Source organism: Methylobacterium brachiatum (assembly GCF_020523825.1).
Lineage (GTDB): Bacteria > Pseudomonadota > Alphaproteobacteria > Rhizobiales > Beijerinckiaceae > Methylobacterium > Methylobacterium brachiatum.
Window position 1 is genome coordinate 1 of the sequence record NZ_JAJALK010000025.1, and the last position, 17,112, is coordinate 17,112.

At 65.0% G+C, this 17,112-nt stretch carries 14 protein-coding genes and 2 pseudogenes; 8 read left to right on the top strand and 8 right to left on the bottom strand.

Annotated features, from left to right (window positions below):
* On the top strand, window positions 1-325 hold a 325-nt coding region (locus tag LGR69_RS29405), incomplete at its 5' end, for a transposase (protein ID WP_230368276.1).
* Here LGR69_RS29405 and LGR69_RS29410 read toward each other — a convergent pair.
* Entirely contained in the window at window positions 274-1,080 is an 807-nt protein-coding gene (locus LGR69_RS29410; RefSeq protein ID WP_230368277.1) for an MFS transporter, read from the bottom strand. The two genes, LGR69_RS29405 and LGR69_RS29410, sit on opposite strands and share 52 nt — an antisense overlap.
* Before the next feature lie 110 nt (window positions 1,081-1,190).
* On the bottom strand, window positions 1,191-2,567 hold the full coding sequence (locus LGR69_RS29415; RefSeq protein WP_230368278.1) for an NAD(P)H-dependent oxidoreductase: 1,377 nt from the start codon (window positions 2,565-2,567) through the stop codon (window positions 1,191-1,193).
* A 163-nt stretch (window positions 2,568-2,730) separates the two neighbouring features.
* Here LGR69_RS29415 and LGR69_RS29420 point away from each other — a divergent pair, with 163 nt between their 5' ends.
* Window positions 2,731-3,636, top strand: coding sequence for a LysR family transcriptional regulator (locus LGR69_RS29420; protein WP_230368279.1), 906 nt, complete (start codon window positions 2,731-2,733; stop codon window positions 3,634-3,636).
* 18 nt (window positions 3,637-3,654) lie between these two features.
* On the opposite strand, the gene LGR69_RS29425 is transcribed toward LGR69_RS29420, so the two are convergent.
* The gene (locus tag LGR69_RS29425; RefSeq protein ID WP_230368280.1) at window positions 3,655-4,575 is read right to left on the bottom strand and encodes a LysR substrate-binding domain-containing protein; all 921 of its coding nucleotides are present in this window, start codon (window positions 4,573-4,575) and stop codon (window positions 3,655-3,657) included.
* 131 nt (window positions 4,576-4,706) lie between these two features.
* Between LGR69_RS29425 and LGR69_RS29430 the strand changes: the two genes are divergently transcribed.
* Together LGR69_RS29430 and LGR69_RS29435 are read left to right on the top strand one after the other, a co-directional pair.
* The gene (locus tag LGR69_RS29430; protein WP_230368281.1) at window positions 4,707-6,011 is read left to right on the top strand and encodes an MFS transporter; all 1,305 of its coding nucleotides are present in this window, start codon (window positions 4,707-4,709) and stop codon (window positions 6,009-6,011) included.
* A 38-nt stretch (window positions 6,012-6,049) separates the two neighbouring features.
* A complete protein-coding gene (locus tag LGR69_RS29435; protein WP_230368282.1) occupies window positions 6,050-6,913 on the top strand; it encodes a class II aldolase/adducin family protein in 864 nt (287 codons plus the stop codon).
* A gap of 485 nt (window positions 6,914-7,398) precedes the next feature.
* On the opposite strand, the gene LGR69_RS29440 is transcribed toward LGR69_RS29435, so the two are convergent.
* The 4 genes from LGR69_RS29440 to LGR69_RS29455 all read right to left on the bottom strand — a co-directional run bounded on the left by LGR69_RS29440 (window position 7,399) and on the right by LGR69_RS29455 (window position 12,555).
* Window positions 7,399-9,018 carry a flavin-containing monooxygenase gene (locus tag LGR69_RS29440; RefSeq protein WP_230368283.1) on the bottom strand — a complete coding sequence of 540 codons (1,620 nt, stop codon included), beginning with the start codon at window positions 9,016-9,018 and terminating at the stop codon, window positions 7,399-7,401.
* On the bottom strand, window positions 9,015-9,974 hold the full coding sequence (locus tag LGR69_RS29445) for an alpha/beta hydrolase (RefSeq protein ID WP_230368284.1): 960 nt from the start codon (window positions 9,972-9,974) through the stop codon (window positions 9,015-9,017). The genes LGR69_RS29440 and LGR69_RS29445 overlap by 4 nt, the downstream gene beginning before the upstream one ends.
* 59 nt (window positions 9,975-10,033) lie before the next feature.
* Entirely contained in the window at window positions 10,034-11,152 is a 1,119-nt protein-coding gene (locus LGR69_RS29450; RefSeq protein WP_307355820.1) for an ABC transporter substrate-binding protein, read from the bottom strand.
* 173 nt (window positions 11,153-11,325) lie between these two features.
* Window positions 11,326-12,555 (bottom strand): iron-containing alcohol dehydrogenase, encoded by a 1,230-nt coding sequence (locus LGR69_RS29455; protein ID WP_307355823.1) that lies wholly within the window; start codon window positions 12,553-12,555, stop codon window positions 11,326-11,328.
* A gap of 311 nt (window positions 12,556-12,866) precedes the next feature.
* On the opposite strand from LGR69_RS29455, the gene LGR69_RS29460 reads away from it, so the two are divergent.
* Window positions 12,867-13,769 (top strand): LysR family transcriptional regulator, encoded by a 903-nt coding sequence (locus LGR69_RS29460; protein WP_230368285.1) that lies wholly within the window; start codon window positions 12,867-12,869, stop codon window positions 13,767-13,769.
* Window positions 13,770-14,066: 297 nt separating this feature from the next.
* Here the strand turns inward: LGR69_RS29460 and LGR69_RS29465 are convergent, their stop codons facing one another.
* Window positions 14,067-14,813 carry a LysR family transcriptional regulator gene (locus LGR69_RS29465; RefSeq protein ID WP_230368286.1) on the bottom strand — a complete coding sequence of 249 codons (747 nt, stop codon included), beginning with the start codon at window positions 14,811-14,813 and terminating at the stop codon, window positions 14,067-14,069.
* A gap of 150 nt (window positions 14,814-14,963) precedes the next feature.
* Here LGR69_RS29465 and LGR69_RS29470 point away from each other — a divergent pair.
* From LGR69_RS29470 to LGR69_RS32125, 3 genes and pseudogenes are all read left to right on the top strand, one after another.
* Window positions 14,964-16,163: pseudogene (locus LGR69_RS29470) on the top strand (ABC transporter substrate-binding protein); the annotation flags it as partial.
* A 73-nt stretch (window positions 16,164-16,236) separates the two neighbouring features.
* A pseudogene (locus LGR69_RS32120) lies at window positions 16,237-16,615 on the top strand (NAD(P)-binding domain-containing protein); the annotation flags it as partial.
* Window positions 16,616-16,732: 117 nt separating this feature from the next.
* Entirely contained in the window at window positions 16,733-17,098 is a 366-nt protein-coding gene (locus tag LGR69_RS32125; RefSeq protein WP_307355854.1) for an NAD-binding protein, read from the top strand.
* Window positions 17,099-17,112: the final 14 nt, after the last annotated feature.

Sequence of the window (17,112 nt, forward strand, 5' to 3'; positions counted from 1 at the left end):
GCAAGACCGGGACGGAGCCATTCCGGTCCTGCGCCTGTCACGCCGAAGCTTCCCGTTCATCACCAAGGCCTTCGCCGACGCCGGCTATGCTGGCGACAAGCCAGCGAGCGCGACGATCATTGCCATCGAGATCGTGCGCAAGCCTCCGGATCAGGTCGGCTTCGCTGTCCATCCACGCCGGTGGGTCGTTGAACGGTTCTTCGGCTGGATCAGCCGCAACCGGCGCCTCTGGAAAGATGCGGAAGCGACCCTCGCCTCCGCCAGAGCCTTCCTCTACGCCGCAGCCGTCATGATCCTCGTCAGACGCCTCGCCCGATCACCCTGACTTCTCGGACGGACTCTTAGGAAGGCCGCCGAGGAGCCGTGCACGATCTTCTCGCCATCCTCTCGGCGCAGTTCGGCATTCACCTCCGCCTTCTCGGCCTCGGTCAGCCACGACGCCTGCTCGGGCTTATCGACCATCAAGAAGAGCACCGCGATCCCAGCCAGCAGCGAGGGGGCTGCCTCCAGTAGGAACAGCCACTGCCACGCCTTCATCACGGTCGAGCCTGCGAAGTGCTCCAGGATCAACCCCGAGACCGGTCCACCGACAACGCCCGCCAGTGGGATCGCGATGTAGTAGAAGCCCAGCGCGAAGCCACGCTTCTTCGCCGGAAACCAGTAGGTCAGATAGAGCATGATGCCGGGCGAGAACCCGGCCTCGGCGAGCCCCAAGAAAAACCGCGCCACATAGAACTGGAGCGGGGTCGCCACGAGGAGCGTCAGGGCCGAGATGATCGCCCAAGTGATCATGATCCGGGCGATCCAGACCCGGGCGCCTAGGCGGTGCAGGGCGAGATTGCTCGGCACCTCGAACAGGAAGTAGCCGATGAAGAATATCCCGGCCCCGAAGCCGTAGACGGCATCGCTGAAGCCGAGATCCGACATCATCTGGAGCTTGGCGAAGCCGACGTTCACCCGGTCGAGATACGCGCACAGGTAGCAGACGACTATGAACGGCATGATCCGCCACGTGATCTTGCGGTAGACGTTCGTCTCCGCCACGCGCGCATTCAGGCCAAGGCTGGCTACACGGTCCATGATTTCCTCCGATCGGCCCGTTCGACGGGCTCTGTCGCGGTAATGCGTGACTGCGGCCCGCCCCGCCGGGCGTGCGGGACGGGTTCCCGATCAGGGCGCGCGGTAGGCGCTCAAGCGACCTTCCGCGCAGCGTCAGCGACGCCCAGTTCCCGCCGGAACAGGGTCTCCATCTCGCGCCTGACGCAGATCGCCTCCTGGCCGGCGTCGAACGCGACGTCGCTCCAGCGCACGGCCCGGCCGGCGGGCACGTCGTTCTTGAGCACCATGTTGTGGGCGAGCCCGATCGGCAGGGCGTCCTGCGCCAGAGCGTCAGCCGTAGGCATCAGCTTGCCGTAGACGGTGAACCCGCCTTCGCCGTCCAAGCGCTCACCCGCGCGCAGGGCCCGCTTGGCGGTGGCCGCAACGTCGCCGCGCCAATCGCCCGTGGCGCCCGTGGCCTCTCCGCGGACCGCGATGGAGGCCACGGAGATCCCGAGTTCCAGCCCGATCAGATGGTAGGGCTTGTAGGTGGCGGCGAAGCGGCCGGTGTCGTCGGTCCTGAGGCCGTACTGGGCAAAACAGTCGCGCACGTAGGGGCTCGGGGCCTCGAACACCGCGTAGACGCCCCAGCGCAGGTCCCGGAACACCGGCCGGCCGTCCCGTTCCAGAGAGGAGACCACCTCGACGGTGCCACGCTCGGCCAGGATTCCCTTGTCGGCCACGGGGCGCAGGACGCTCGGCAGGTCGTCGACCCCGCAGGGCGGGAAGGCGAGGCCGTCGCGCGGAGGGTTGAGCCCGCAGGCATTGGCCACCGCGGCCATCTCCAGCGCCGATTTGGTGCCGTCGAGGAAGGAGTTGAACATCTGCGGGTTGAAGTCGCCCCCCGCGATCTGCTCGGCGCTGAAACCGTAATGGCCCCAGACCGTGTCGGGTGTGGAGGCGTGATAGGCCGGGAGATACTTGGTGCCCTTGCCCGCGCAGATCACCTCAAGCCCGATGGTGCGCGCCCAGTCGACAAGCTCGGCGATCAGCGCCGGCTGGTCGCCCGAGGCCATGGAGTAGATTACCCCGGCCTCGGCGGCCCGACGGGCGAGCAGCGGCCCGGCGAGCACGTCGGCCTCGACGTTGACCATCACGATATGCTTGCCGTGCGCGAAGGCCCACAGCGCGTGATGAATACCGGCGGCCGGGCTGCCGGTGGCGTCGATGACGATGTCCAGGAAGGGGCTGGCGATCATCGCGTCGGCATCCTCGGTGACGAAGGTGGTGCCGGCCTGTGCGGCCTCCTCCATCCCGCGTGCCGCGAAGCGGGCCTCGTCCCAGCCCACTCGCCGCAGGGACTGGCGGGCCCGGTCCGGCGACAGGTCGGCCACCGCGATCAGGTGGATACCCGGGGTGCGCGGCGCCTGCGACAGGTACATGGAGCCGAACTTGCCGGCCCCGATCAGGCCGACCCGGACGGGCCGGCCCTCGCTGGCGCGCAGCTGTAGCTTGGAAAACAAGGACATGTCGCGATCTCCCTCGGCGATCAGCGGTCTGACGTAGGCTTATTGCCCGCCGCATTTGCACTTTGTCGCGAGATCGGAATTATCATTCGGATCTGCGCACGCCCATGCGAAGGATTGCAAGGGCGCCGTGCGTGAATTCCCATGCAGGGCTCTGCGGCCTCCGATGCCAGACTTCGACTGGAACGACCTGCGCGCCTTCCTCGCCGTCGCCCGAGTGGGGCGGCTGACGATCGCGGCCCAGCGCATGGGTATCGACCACTCGACCCTGAGCCGCCGCCTATCGGCCCTGGAGGGCGCCCTCGGCACGCGCCTGTTCGACCGCCGCCCGTCCGGATTCGCCCTCACCAATGACGGGGAGCGGCTGCTCGTGGATGCGGAGCGGATGGAGAGCATGGCGATCACACTGCGTGCGCGCCTGGACGCGGATGTGCATCAGGTCGGCGGCACCGTGCGGGTCGGCACGCCTGAGGCGTTCGGGACCTACTTCCTGGCCCCGCGCCTCGCCGAACTCTGTGCGGCCCAGCCGGGGCTTGAGATCGAGCTGGTGGCCAACCCGCGCAGCTTCAGCCTGTCGAAGCGGGAGGCCGACCTCGCAATCGGAATGACCCGGCCCGAAACCGGTCGGCTTTTCGCCCGCAAGCTCGTAGACTACGCCCTCGGCCTTTACGCGGCGCGGGGTTACACCGAGTTAGCCGATGCGATCCGATCGACCGACGACCTGCCGGGTCATCGCTGGGTCGGCTACGTCGAGGATTTGCTCTGGACGAGCGAACTCAACTACCTCCCGCAGGTCTCGCCGGCGATCCACCCACAGGCGCGGATCTCGAACGTCATTACCCAACTGGAGGCGGTGCGCGGCGGCGCCGGCCTCGCTGTCCTGCCGCACTTCCTGGCCCGCACCTGCCCGGACCTCGTGGCTGTCCTGCCCGAGGCGGTGCGCATTGTCCGGGCCTACTGGCTGGTCGCTCACGCGGATACCCGCGACCTACCGCGTGTCCGCTTGGTCTCAGACTTCCTGACCCGGCAGGCCGAGGCGGCCGGCGATGCCTTCTGGCTAAAGGGACCCTGAGGCCCGGCACACCCGACATCAGGCCGATGCCGCAGGCCGATCCGCCCGGCTCGCCTCCTCCACGTCCAGAAGCCAGCGGCGGAAGGCCTGAATTTTCTCCAGGGTCCCGTCGCGCTCGCGGTAGCAGATGAAATGAAGGTCCCGGTGCAGGCTCCGGAGCCGGTCGCCTCCTAGGCGCACGAGCTGACCGGCTTCAACCTCGTCGTGCGCGAACCGCAGGGTTTCCAAGGCCACCCCGAGCCCCTGGACTGCCGCCGAGATCACGAGTGAGCCCCGGTCGAAAGCCGCCCCGGCAGTCCCGACTGGGGCGGGCAGCCCATTATGGGCGAACCAGTCCGGCCAGCGCACCGGGCTGAATGACGAGTCCAGCCGGGTGAATTGCTCCAAAGTCCCGCGCCGGACCGAGCCGGCCGCGCGAGCGACCCTCGGCGTGCAGAGCGCGGCGATCTCCTCTGGCCCGAGGGACACGACGGTCAAGCCCGGCCCTCGCGGTGGGCGGCCGTAGGCAATCAGGATGTCGATCTCCTCGTGCCGTCCGAGATCCACCGGGTCGGCGCTGGTGGAGAGGCGGATGGCGATGCCAGGATGCGTCTCTACGAAAGCGGGCAACCGGGGCCCGAGCCACTTCGCCGCGAAGCTCGGCGTACAGTGGACGGCGAGCGAGGAGGGCGGCGGCGGGCTGAGTTCCGCGCAGACCGCCTCGATTGTGTCGAAAGCATTCGACAGCCCCGCCAGCAAGCGCTGGCCGTCGGAGGTAAGCGTCGCTTGGCGGTTCGCCCTCCGAAACAGGCCGCGTCCGAACCAGCGTTCCAGCGCCCGGATCTGATGGCTCACCGCCGATGGCGTCAGGTGCAGTTCCTCGCTCGCCCGTGCGAAACTGCCGAGCCGAGCCGCCGCCTCAAAGGCCCGCAGGGCGTGAAAGCTTGGGATCCGACGCATGCGATGATCAGTGAATTGGATTCACCAAAAGCGTGAAAAATCGTCGTTTGTCAACGAATCGATGAGGAACGATAGTGCCGGGCGCACCGCGAAGACGGGCTGCGAAACGATAAGTCTAGGGAGGCGTCACGATGGCACAGGGGGTCATGACCCTCGTCGATCCCAGTATCGACGAGACGACGCGGGTCTATCGCAAGGTCACGTGGCGCCTCGTGCCGTTCCTGTTCGCCTGCTACGTCGCAGCCTACCTCGACCGCGTCAATGTCGGCTTCGCCAAGCTGCAGATGCTAAGCGATCTGCAATTCAGCGAGACGGTCTACGGCCTCGGCGCCGGAATTTTCTTCATCGGCTACTTCCTGTTTGAGGTGCCGAGCAACATGATCCTCCACAAGGTCGGCGCCCGGATCTGGATCGCCCGGGTCATGCTGAGCTGGGCGGTGATCTCGGCGGCCATGATGTTCGTGACCTCGCCGACGTGGTTCTACGTCTTGCGCTTCCTCCTCGGCCTCGCCGAGGCCGGGCTGTTCCCGGGCGTGATCCTGTACCTGACCTACTGGTACCCGTCCGAGCGCCGCGGCGGCATCATCGCGCTGTTCATGACCGGCATCCCGATCGCCGGCCTCGTTGGCGGCCCGCTCTCCGGCTGGATCATGAACGCCTTTTCCGGGACGGGCGGCCTCGCCGGCTGGCAGTGGCTGTTCCTAATCGAGGCGCTGCCCTCCCTCGTGCTGGGTTTCTGCGTGCTGGCCTATCTCGACGATGGCATCCAGAAGGCCAAGTGGCTGAGCGCCGACGAGAAGGCGCTGCTCGCCCGCAACATCGCGGCCGACGCCGCCGGGGTGACCGCGCACCGCTTCCGCGACGGCTTCACCAGCAGCTGGGTCTGGCTGCTCTGCGGGATCTATTTCTTCTTCATTATGGGACTTTACGGCGTCGGCTTCTGGCTGCCGACCCTGATCAAGGGCGCGGGCGTCGCCGACCCGATGAAAATCGGCCTTCTGACCATGTTGCCCTACGGCGCCGCCGCGGTGGCCATGGTCACGGTCGGGCGCCTGTCCGACGCGGCCCGGGAGCGGCGCTGGCACATCGTGGTGCCGGGACTCCTCGGGGTGGCGGGCTGGCTGGCCAGCATTCGGTTCAGCACGGACCTCGTCATTGCCGAGGCGGCGCTCACCGTGGCGACCATCGGCGTGCTGGTAACGCTCGCCCAGTTCTGGTGCCTGCCGACCGCCATCCTGGCGGGGGCGGCCGCCGCTACCGGCATCGCGGTGATCAACTCGGTCGGCAACCTCGCGGGGTTCGTAAGCCCCTACCTGATCGGCTGGATCATCGACGCCACCAAGTCCACGAGCCTCGGCGTCTACACCCTCGCCGCGTGCCTCGCCCTGGGCAGCTTCTTGGCCCTCACGCTGCCCAAGCGCCTCGTCAACCGTTGACGTCCCCAACCCTCCACAACCAGACGAAAGGATACGCCATGCTGGACGATCATTCCCACGACGCGGTCGCCGCCCTCGACCTGCCCAACGACGATGCCGGCCGCAAGCGGACCTCGATCTACCAGCCCGAGCAGGCCGGCCTGATCTTCCCCGAGATCCTCGAATTCGCCAACCACGCCGAGGAGCGCGAGTACCGCAAGAAGCACCTCGTGGCTGCCTGCCGCGCCTTCGCGATGCACGGCTTCGACTACGGCTTTGCCGGGCACCTGACGATCCGTGATCCCGAGCGGCCGGAGCTGTACTGGACCAACCCGATGTGCGTGCACTTCTCGCAGGTTCGGATGTCGAACCTGATCCTGGCCGACCACACGGGCCGGGTCGTCGAGGGGCGCCACGCCATCAACCGCGCGGGCTTCGTGCTGCACGCCGCCGTGCACGACGAGTATCCGGAAGTCATGGCGATGTGCCACGCGCACACCACCTACGGAACCGCGTGGTGCGCCACCGGTCGGCCGCTGGACATGATCAGCCAGGACGCGGCTGCCTTTTACAACAGCCACGCGGTGATCGGCGCCTCGGCGGGCGCCGTGGCGGTGGAGAAGGAGAGCGGCCTCTCGGTGGCGCAGCAGATCGGCCGCAACCGCGGCGTGCTGCATCAGAACCACGGCCTGCTGACCTGCTCGCAGCACAGCATCGACGACGCGGCCTTCTGGTTCATCGCCCTTGAGCGGGCCTGCCAGCAGCAGCTCCTGGTCGAAGCCTCCGGGATCAAGCCGCAGCTCCTCTCGGAGAAGACCGCCCGCTACAGCCGCGAGCACGTGGGCAGCGACTATATCGGCTGGCTGCACTTCCAGACGCTGTACAACCACATCGCAGAGACCCAGCCCGACATGTTCGCGTGAGTGCGCGGGGGTCGGTCGCGAGACCAGCCCCCCACCGCTGGTCGCATGAGTAGCTCCAGAGCGCGATGCTGGTGCGGACAGTCTGGCTGCTGTGGTGCTGGTGATGCTCTGCCATCACGCTGCTCTTCACGCACAGCGCCGGACGGCCGAATGTGTACATTCAGTGCTGAAAGCGGAATCACTGCCTTCGGCCAACTCGGGCCGCCTACATTGCACCCAAGCCGGCCATTCAGCTGGCCGTGGCGCCGTTCCAAAAGCCGATGCTCCGGGCTGTGCTCAGCCATTCGCACGAGGACGGCTTGCGCCACAGCCAGCGGAGCCGGATCTTCCTGCGCCTGATCGGGCGGAGGCCACGCGCGTGGTCGGTGACGCTCCCTCTGGATGTAGTCGGAGCTGCTGTCGGACAAGGTGAACACCGAGCAAAGTGATCGTATCCACGTCGAATAGGTGCTGACGGCCTGGAGCAGCAGGCCGTCGTACCCGCCTTAGGCTTCAGCCAGCTTAAAACCACGATAGCTCTCTGTGGCAACCGCATCACAGATCATCCGATATTTATCGAGCCCGGCGACATAAGGCATGAACACCCGTGGCTTGCCGGGGATGTTGGCGCCGACGTACCAGGAGTTCGCGAGCGGGTAGAGCGTCGAGTCCGCGACTTGGTTGACATGTTCCACCCACGCGTCCTCGGCCGCCACGTCGGCCTCGATGAGCCTGATCCCTTCCCGCCGCAGGTGCGCGACGCAGTTCGCGATCCAATCAACGTGCTGCTCGATGGAGGCGATCATGTTCGTCTTCACCGACGGACTGCCTGGCCCAGTGATCATGAACAGATTTGGCAGACCCGCCGTCATCAGCCCGAGGTAGGTGCGCGGCCCGTGCGCCCACTTGTCGGCGAGTCGCAGCCCGCCCGCGCCCCGGATGTCGATGTCCAGCAGCGCCCCGGTCATCGCGTCGAAGCCGGTGGCGAATGCGACAGCGTCAAGCTCATACTCGCACGTCTTGGTTCGTAGCCCCCGCTCCGTGATCTCGACGATCGGATCGGAGCGGACATCGACGAGTGTGACGTTGTCGCGGTTGAACGTCTCGAAATAGCCGTTGTCGAGGCACAGCCGCTTCGTTCCGATCGGATGATCGTTCGGCATGAGGAGACGGGCCACATCGGGGTCGCGCACGGTGCTGCGGATCTTCTCGCGCACGAACTCGCAGGCGGTGTCGTTGGCCGCCTTGTCCGTCAGCAGGTCCTTGTAGGCATAGAGGAAGCTGATGTTGCCCCCGGTGCCCCACTTGCGCTCGTAGACTTCGGCGCGTGCCTCCGGCGTGTCCTCTAGTGCGGTCTTGGACGGAGGCGGGTGCCCGGCGATGCCGAAGGGCGTGCGCTTAGCCTCGTCGCGCCAGTACGCGTAGCGGGCCTTGTGGCCATGCTCGACGTCGGGCGTCATAGGGCGATTGACACCTGGCACGCTGAAGTTGGCCGTGCGCTGAAAGACGAACAGGTGCGCGGCCTGCTCGGCGATCATCGGGATCATCTGAACACCGGACGAGCCGGTTCCGATGACGCCCACGCGCCGGCCGGTGAAGTCGACGCCTTCCTCCGGCCACAGACCACTGTGGTACCATTCGCCCTTGAAGGTTTTAAGGCCTGGGAAGTCCGGCACCCGCGGCAGCGAGAGATTTCCCGTCGCCATGATGCAGAACGGCGCCTCGAATACCTCGCCGCCGGCTGTCCTGACCGTCCAGCAATGCGTTCTGTCGTCGAACGTGGCGGAGGCGACCCGTCTTTCGGTGAGGATGTCGCGGCGCAGGTCAAGCCGGTCGGCCACATGATTGGCGTACCGGAGGATGTCGGGTTGAGCTGAGAAGCGCTCTGGCCAATTCCACTCCTGCTGCAACGCCTCGGAGAAAGAGTAGGAGTATTCTAGGCTCTCCACATCGCAGCGCGCGCCTGGGTAGCGGTTCCAGAACCAAGTGCCGCCCACTCCCTTGCCCGCTTCCAGAACTTTGACGCGCAGACCCAGCCCGCGCAGCTTGTGCAAGGTGTACAACCCGGCAAAACCCGCGCCGACCACGACGGCGTCCAACTCAATCTTCGCGTTTGGTTCGGTCATACCAATCCTCCCGATCGGCCCACCGCGCACTCTGCGATGGCACATGCGACGTCGTCGAAGGCGGCGTGCGCCTCCGCGACGTGGTTCATCATCCGCACGAAGCCGTGGCCCATGCCGTCGAACCGGCGCAGCCTGACGGCGACCCCACTTGCCTCGAGGCGGCGGGCATAAGCCTCGCCCTCATCGCGCAGCACGTCGTACTCGGCCGTGGCGATCCAGGCTGAGGGGAGGCCGGCGAGCTCCGGCGCACGCAGCGGCGAGACCCGCGGGTCTGGCCAAAGGTCAGGCGGGGCGTAGTGCCGGAAGAACCAGAGCATGTCCGCGCGCGTCAGGAACAACGCCTCCGCGGGCAGGCCATAGCTGGGCGTGTTCGGGTCGCAATCCGTGACGGGGTAGAACAGCACCTGCAGCGCCACGTCCCGCGTCCATCCGCCAGCCCGACCGTCGGCCAGGGCAACGGTGGCGAGATTGGCACCGGCACTGTCACCGGCCACGATGAGGGGGCGCCCAGGCTCGAGGAAGTCGCTGCGGTGGGCAACAGCCCACGCGATCGCGTCCTGGACGTCCTCCAGACCAGCCGGGAACGGGTGCTCGGGGGCGAGCCGATAGTCGACCATCAACAGTGCGCACCCGGTCCGCACGACCAGGGCGCGCGCGATCGCGCCGTAATCATCCAGGGTCCCAACCACCCAGCCGCCGCCGTGCACGTAGACGATCAGGCCGACTGGTGGGGTGTCGGGCGATTTGGGCGGCTGAATGAGACGACCCCGCACCGCCCCGGCCCGGGTCGGAATGTCGAAATCGTCAACAGAGCCGACCTCCGGCCCTGTACCCAACGCTGCGCAGGCCGCGGCGAAGACTGTGCGGGCCTGCCCTGGCGCGCAGGCCGAGAAGGGCGGGCGGCCCCCATCGCGGACCGCTCGGAGCAGGTCGGCGAGAGCGGGATGCAGGGTCACGCTTCACCTCCGGCCGAGGCAACCCTGATCGGAACAGGCAATGCCATCCGCATCACCGCTCAGTTCTGATTCACGAGGGGGCAGCTCCCCTCGGACACCGGCCGGAAAGCCTCGTCGCCCGGGATCTTGGCCAGGACCTTGTAGTAGTCCCAGGCTGCCTTGCTCTCGGACGGGGCCTTCGCCTGAAACAGGTACATGTCGCGCACGAGGCGACCATCCTGCCGGATCTTGAAGCCCGCACTCCAGAAGTCCTCGACTGGCAGTTCCTTCACCTTGCGGGCGACCGCCGTCGTCTCGTCGGTCCCGGCCGCAGCGACCGCCTTGAGGTAATGGCGCACGGCGCCGTAGACGCCCGCCTGCACGGAGGTGGGCGCCCGCCCGCCATGGCGCTCCATGAACCGCCGCGACCACGCACGTGTTTGGTCGTCCATGTCCCAGTAGAACGAGTCTGTGAACACCAGGCCCTGCGCGTCCTCCAGACCGATGGCATGGATGTCGGTGATGAACATGAGCAGGCTGGCGAGCTTCTGTCCGCCCGAGGTGATCCCGAACTCCCTGGCCTGCTTGACCGATGTGATCGTGTCTGTGCCCGCGTTGGCCAGCCCGATCACCTTGGCGCCGGAGGATTGAGCCCTCAGCAGGAAGGACGAAAAATCGTGCGTTGCGAACGGGTGGCGCACCGCTCCCACCACCGTGCCGCCAGCCCGCTTGACGAAGCCCGTCGCGTCCTGCTCCTGCGCGTGGCTGCCGGCGTTGTCGGCGGTGAGGAAGAACCATGTGTCCCCGCCCTGCTTTACAAGGGCCCGGGCAGTGCCGTTGGCGTCGGCGTAGCTGTCGTAAGTCCAATGGACCGTGGTCGGGGAGCACCGCTTACCAGTGAAGTCGGAGGAGCCGGGTCCCGACAGGAACAGCATCTTGTTCTTGTCGCGGGTGACGTCCTGGACGGCAATCGCGGTCGCCGAAGCGGGGACGTCGAAGATGGCGTCGACGCCCTGCGTGTCGATCCAGCCGCGCGCGATCGCCGAGCCGGTGTCAGGCTTGTTCTGGTGGTCGCCGACGATGATCTCGACCGGCTTGCCAAGCACGGTACCGCCGGCCTCCTCAACCGCCATGCGCGCGGCAATCACAGAGCCTTGGCCGCCCAGGTCGGCGAAGATGCCGGACTGGTCGTTCAGCACGCCTATCCGGACCACGCCTCCTGAGACCTGCGCCGCAGTAGGAACTGTAAGCGCGAGATGAGTAGCCAGGACGAATACAGCGACTGAAGACTTCACGAATGACCTCCCATTTGGTTTCTTCGATAGCAGACTTGGGATTTTTATTATACAAGTCTACGTCAATGAGCGCGATTTCACCAAGCTGTTTCCAAAATCTCCTGTACGTCCTCTACCGTAGTTATAGGCCTCAAATTCGCACGAACGAAGGCGTTATCGATTGAAGTCTCGGCTATTCTGATAAGATCTCGGCGGTCGACTTGGAGCTCGGATATCCGCACAGGCAAGCCGAGTGAGCTGATGAAATCCCGAACGGCCTCTGCAGCTGACACGTCCGTTCGCCCAAAGGCGGAAGCGATTGCCTTCTGCCGTCCAGGAGTGACGGCCGCGTTGTAGGCGAGGACCGCGGGGAGTAGGACGCACGACGTGACGCCATGGGGTACGCCGGCAACAGCTCCGAGCTGATGACCGATTCCATGACTGGCACCGTACCGGACACGCCCGATCCCAGCAGCAGCTAACCAGTTGCCGAGTTGACCTTTGTGGCGTGCTGGCACATTTGCGGGATTCTGCTTTGTTGCACACAATCCCTGTCGCAATAGCGCGAGCGCGTCAAATGCAAGAGCGTTCGTAAAGGGGTTTGCATCGCGAGAGAGGATAGTCTCAACAGCATGATCAATTGATCGAATACCTGTCGTCAGCCAGAGATCAATGGGTGTTTCAATCGATAACACGGGATCGAATATTACGATATCAGGCGCCAAAGTATCCGAACGATAGAGGTGCTTGATGCCGACATTGGTCTGGGTCGCACCTCCGATCAGACCGAATTCGGCGCCTGAAAGCGTAGTTGGTACTGCGATAATCGCGATACCGGCGCGTTCGCCGGGGGATGGTTGCTGTACACCGGTTGCGTCCGGTATTGCCCTCATTGCAAGAAGGCCGGATTGATCCTTTACGCCAACGCTGGCGGCCAAAGTCGCTATCTTGACGGCGTCGATCGCACTGCCGCCGCCGATCACGACGACCGCATCGGCGTGTTTGTCACGTATCTCAGCGCTGAGATCCAAGACCACATCAAATGGGGTGTGCGCTCTCAGGCGAGTGAAAGGCTGTAGAACGCTTGGGCTTATTGCCCCGATTGCGCCGGCTACATAGCCTGATCCTACCAATGACGAGGTCACTACGGGCAGAACTCGCGTCCAGCCACTTTGGCGAATAACACGCCCCAAATCGTTTCGGATATCAGCGCCGTACAGGACGGACGGCTGACGTTTGAGAGCTAGGCTTCCCGCCTCGACGTCGCACCCGTCCAGCGCTCCTCCGCGTGTCACCATGACGGCGAGTCCACCGTTGCGTTGCGTCATGCACCCAAAGTTGGCCAGCTTTTGACTAGACCAACATCGCCTCGCGTCGAGATTAAAACCTATCTCGTTCAGTAGTCTACTCCGAAGACCTCGTCGCAGACCGACGTATTCGCAAATAATTCGCCGGCGGTATAGCCGGGTTTCATTTTAGAAGAAAAAAATTCGTTAGCCGTTCGGCAAAAATATCAGATCTTTTGACGTCTGATCAACCGATCGCCACATCAATCTATGTCATACGTTAGCCCCTTGCCTAGCCCAACTTCATTTCCCATAGTGCGAAGCTGATGTGAAACATTTTCACAGGTGAATTTATGGATCGCCTTGGGGAAATGGTCGTTTTCGTCCGCGCTGTCGAGGATGGCGGGTTCTCTGCTGCTGGCCGCAGTCTGGCGATGACGCCATCAGCGGTGAGCAAGCTCATCACACGGCTCGAGCAGCGTCTTGATGTGATTCTTTTCAATAGGTCTTCGCGCACCCCGGCACTTACCGAGGAGGGGAAGATTTTTTATGCTTCCGCACTTCGCGCTATCGAGGCTGTCGAAGAGGCCGAGACATCTGTGCTTGGCGGTAAGGCCGCGCGCGGGACATTGCGTATTCGTTCAATGCCGAGCTTCGCGACCCATCAGCTCGCACCGCTGATGCCCGCGTTTCGCCGACTCCATCCGGCCCTGCGATTGGATTTCGTTCTCAACATGGATGCGAGCAGTTTGCTCGACGGAGGTGTCGATATCGCGATCCACGTCGGCGAGCTCGCAGACTCGTCTCTCGTCGTTAATCGGTTTGCAAGCACGCGGTGGATCATCTGCGCCGCACCGGCCTATCTTGCTGAGCGCGGCAAGCTCAGTACTCCGGCCGACCTTGTGAAACACGAGTGCCTAAATTTTCCTTCGACGGTTTCTTGGAGTATCTGGAACGTCCGAAAAGCCGATGGAGCGCAGAAGCGGCTGAAGCCATTGACCGGTATCTCAGCTAACACCGGACAAATGCTGTTGTCGCTCGCCATCGCCGGAGGTGGCATCGTACGATTAGCTGAATATCAAATCATTGAGGAGTTGCGTCGAGGTCATTTGGTCGAAGTACTCCCAGAATACCACACTGGCAACGAAGACTCTATTTATGCTGTCTATAGCAGCCGCCGGCATCTCAGCCAGAGAATACGTTTGTTTATTGAGTTCCTGCACTACAATTTCTCAAATAGAAGGATAGGCGTTTGAAGTTGTGAACAGTTGGCTGATTTCTGCAAAACTATACGTCGACTTACCACGTCGCGAAGAGTGAAGATCGACAATCTGATTAGAAAATGTGGACTGTTTATCGATGAATTGTCAGTTAGAACTTCATTCGAGACGACAAACGCTCGAAGGCAGGAATGCCGAGCGGGCCGCACGGACGACCGTAGCGATGAAGTCCGAGGCGGTTGTGATCCGCTTCAAATCAGCGATGTCTGCGTGCGTGAGCAGCCAGTAGGTGCGGGTGATGCGGACGCTCCCCGGCAGGAGACGGACAAGGTCTTAGTGCTTGTCCGCCATGAAGCAGGGAAGAATGCATAGGCCGGCTCCGGACCGGGTCGCCGTCATCTGGGTGATCACGTTCGAGATCCGGATGGTCGGCTGCAGGCCGGGCAGTGCGGCCGTGAAATAGTCGAGCTCCGGCGAGAAGACGAGCTCGTCGATGTAGCCGATGAAGCGGTGTCGCTGCAGGTCGGCCTGACCTTCTGGTCGGCCGTGGTGCTCGATGTAGGCCGGAGCGCCGTAGAGACCCAGCTCGTAGTAGCCGAGCTTGCGCGCGCGCAGGCGCCCCGTGGCCGGTCGCGTGAGGCCGATGGCCAGATCGGCCTCACGTTTCGACAGGCTGAACGCGCGCGGTGTCGCCACAAGCTCGATCGACAGGCCCGGATGCAGCGCCGACAGGTCGCCGATCCGCTCCGCGAGGCAGAAGGTCCCGAAGGCCTCCGGTGCGCCGATCCGGACGGAGCCGGTCAGGCCGACTGCGGGATCGACCCGGTCGAGCCAGATGCTCAAGGCCTCCCGCTCGATTTCCTCGGCCCGGGGCAGCAGGCGCTCCCCCTCTGCCGACAAGCCGTAGCCGGTCGGCCGCCGGTCGAACAGCTTGGCCCCGAGGGCCGTCTCCAGCCGCGTGATACGGCGGCTGAGCGTCGTGTGCTCGACCCCTATGGCCCGGGCGGCCTCCGTAAGCCGGCCGGCGCGGGCCACGGCCAGGAAGGCCTGGAGATCATCCCACCGGTGCGTCGTTCCCATCTGTGAATCCGTGAGCACGCGTTGTGCGGAAATTGACATAGACCGTCGGAAGCGTGTGCGCTTTTTTCGCCATCAGTCCCGCGCCACCGCTCGGAAGCGGGCGCAGGACTGATGGCGCGGCGTCAGACCGCGACCAGGGAGGATTGTGCGATGGCACGGGCCTTATGCCGTGCGGCCGCCGCGTTCCTGATCGGCATCGGCTCCGCCGCGGCGGAGAAGAGTGTCAGGATCGGCGTCCTCAACGATCAATCGTCGATCTACGCCAACATGGGCGGCCCTGGATCCGTGGTCGCCGCCCACATCGCGGCCGCGGATTCCGGGCTGCGCGAGCGGGGGTGGACGGTCGAGATCCTCGTGGCCGACCACGGCAACAAGGCCGATGGCGCCTCCACGATCACCCGGCAATGGTTCGACACTCAAGGTGTCGACGCGGTCGCCGACGTTACCAACTCGGCCGCCGCGCTGGCGGTAAGCCGGATCGTCCGCGACAAAAACAAAGTCATGCTCGCCTCAGGTCCTGCCGTCTCGGACCTGACCGGCAAGGCCTGCACGCCGAATACGGTGCACTGGACCCACGACACCTGGGCCTTCGCCAACGGCATTGGGAAGGCCGTGGTCGAGACCGGCGGCAAGACCTGGTTTTTCCTCACCGCCGATTTCGCCTTAGGCCACGCCCTCGAGCGCGATACGGAGCGGATGGTGCAGGCGAGCGGCGGTACAGTCCTCGGCCGCGTCCGGGCGCCCAACAACACGTCGGATTTCTCGTTCTGTCTTCTTCAGGCGCAGGCCTCTGGGGCGCAGGTGATCGGGCTCGCCAATTCCGGCGGCGACACCGTCAATAGCATCAAGCAGGCGGCAGAGTTCGGCGTCGGCGGCTCTAGGCAGCGGCTCGCCGGCCTCCTGATCTACGTCACCGACGTCCACGCGATCGGGTTGCAGCTGGCTCAAGGCTTGTCACTGGTCTCACCGTTTTACTGGGACATGAACGACGGCACCCGGGCCTTCTCGGCCCGGTTCGCGGCGCAGCGCTCGGGGGCCAAGCCCTCGATGGTGCAGGCAGGCGTCTACGCGTCGATCCTCCACTACCTCGAGGCCGTTGAGGCGCTCGGCGATGCGAACAACGGCGCGAAGGTCGTCGCAACCATGAAGACGATGCCGACCGACGATACTCTGTTCGGCAAGGGCTACATCCGCGCGGACGGCCGCAAGATGCACCCGATGCGCCTGTTCACCGTCAAGGCGCCGGCCGAGTCGAGGTATCCGTGAGATTACTACGCCTACAAGGCGACGATCCCCGCCGAGGTCGCCTTCCGGCCGATGGCCGAGGGCGGCTGCCAGCTCGTTGCGAAGTCCCAGTGGTGCACCTTGAGGAGAGAGCATGGCCCAGATCGGCTTCATCGGCCTCGGACGCATGGGGCTGCCCATGCTCCGCAACCTCGTGGCGGCCGGCCATGCGGTGCGCGCCTTCGACATCGCCGAGGCGGCGCGAGTGGAGGCGCGAGAGGCTGGAGCGGCGATCGTCGCGGCCGGCCAAGAGGTCGCCGGGGAGGCGGAATACCTGATCTCGATGGTCCCGACCGGCCGCCACGTGCTGGAGATCCATACCGGGCCGGACGGAACCCTCGCCCGGCTGCGGGATGGCGCCCTCCTGATCGACTGCTCCACCATCGCGGTGGCGGAGGCGCGGGCGCTGCATGCAACTGGGCGCGCGCGGGATTGCGGTCCTCGACGCGCCCGTCTCGGGCGGCGTCATGGGGGCCCAGGCCGGCACGCTGACGTTCATGGTCGGCGGGGAGGGGGCGGATCTCGACCGGGCTCGACCGGTCCTGCAGGCGATGGGCCGCAACGTCTTCCACGCCGGCATCGCTGGCAACGGTCAGGCCGCCAAGGTCTGCAACAACCTCCTGGCGGGCATCTCGATGATCGCCGTCTCGGAGGCCTACACCCTGGGCCAACGCCTCGGGCTCGACCCCGCGACGATGCGGGACATCGTCTCGACTTCGACGGGAAGCTGCCACGCGCTGGTGAACTACCCGCCGGTCCCCGGCCTGGTGCCCAACGTCCCCTCGAGCCGCGAGTACCGCAACGGCTTCGCGGCCGACCGCATGCTCAAGGATCTGCGGCTCGCCGAGCAGGCGGCGCTCGAGACGCGATCGAGCCTGCCCCTCGGAACCCTGGCGACGGCCCTCTACGGCTTGTTCTGCGGCGGCGGCTCCGGAGATCTCGATTACTCCGCCGTAATCCGCATGATCGAGGGCGCAACATCGCCTGCCGCCCGCGCCTGACCGCTCGACGGTTC

Coding starts and splice junctions, on each gene's coding strand:
- LGR69_RS29410 (WP_230368277.1), bottom strand. CDS start 1,080: ATGGACCGTGTAGCCAGCCTTGGCCTGAATGCGCGCGTGGCGGAGACG.
- LGR69_RS29415 (WP_230368278.1), bottom strand. CDS start 2,567: ATGTCCTTGTTTTCCAAGCTACAGCTGCGCGCCAGCGAGGGCCGGCCC.
- LGR69_RS29420 (WP_230368279.1), top strand. CDS start 2,731: ATGCCAGACTTCGACTGGAACGACCTGCGCGCCTTCCTCGCCGTCGCC.
- LGR69_RS29425 (WP_230368280.1), bottom strand. CDS start 4,575: ATGCGTCGGATCCCAAGCTTTCACGCCCTGCGGGCCTTTGAGGCGGCG.
- LGR69_RS29430 (WP_230368281.1), top strand. CDS start 4,707: ATGGCACAGGGGGTCATGACCCTCGTCGATCCCAGTATCGACGAGACG.
- LGR69_RS29435 (WP_230368282.1), top strand. CDS start 6,050: ATGCTGGACGATCATTCCCACGACGCGGTCGCCGCCCTCGACCTGCCC.
- LGR69_RS29440 (WP_230368283.1), bottom strand. CDS start 9,018: ATGACCGAACCAAACGCGAAGATTGAGTTGGACGCCGTCGTGGTCGGC.
- LGR69_RS29455 (WP_307355823.1), bottom strand. CDS start 12,555: ATGACGCAACGCAACGGTGGACTCGCCGTCATGGTGACACGCGGAGGA.
- LGR69_RS29460 (WP_230368285.1), top strand. CDS start 12,867: ATGGATCGCCTTGGGGAAATGGTCGTTTTCGTCCGCGCTGTCGAGGAT.
- LGR69_RS29465 (WP_230368286.1), bottom strand. CDS start 14,813: ATGGGAACGACGCACCGGTGGGATGATCTCCAGGCCTTCCTGGCCGTG.
- LGR69_RS32125 (WP_307355854.1), top strand. CDS start 16,733: ATGATCGCCGTCTCGGAGGCCTACACCCTGGGCCAACGCCTCGGGCTC.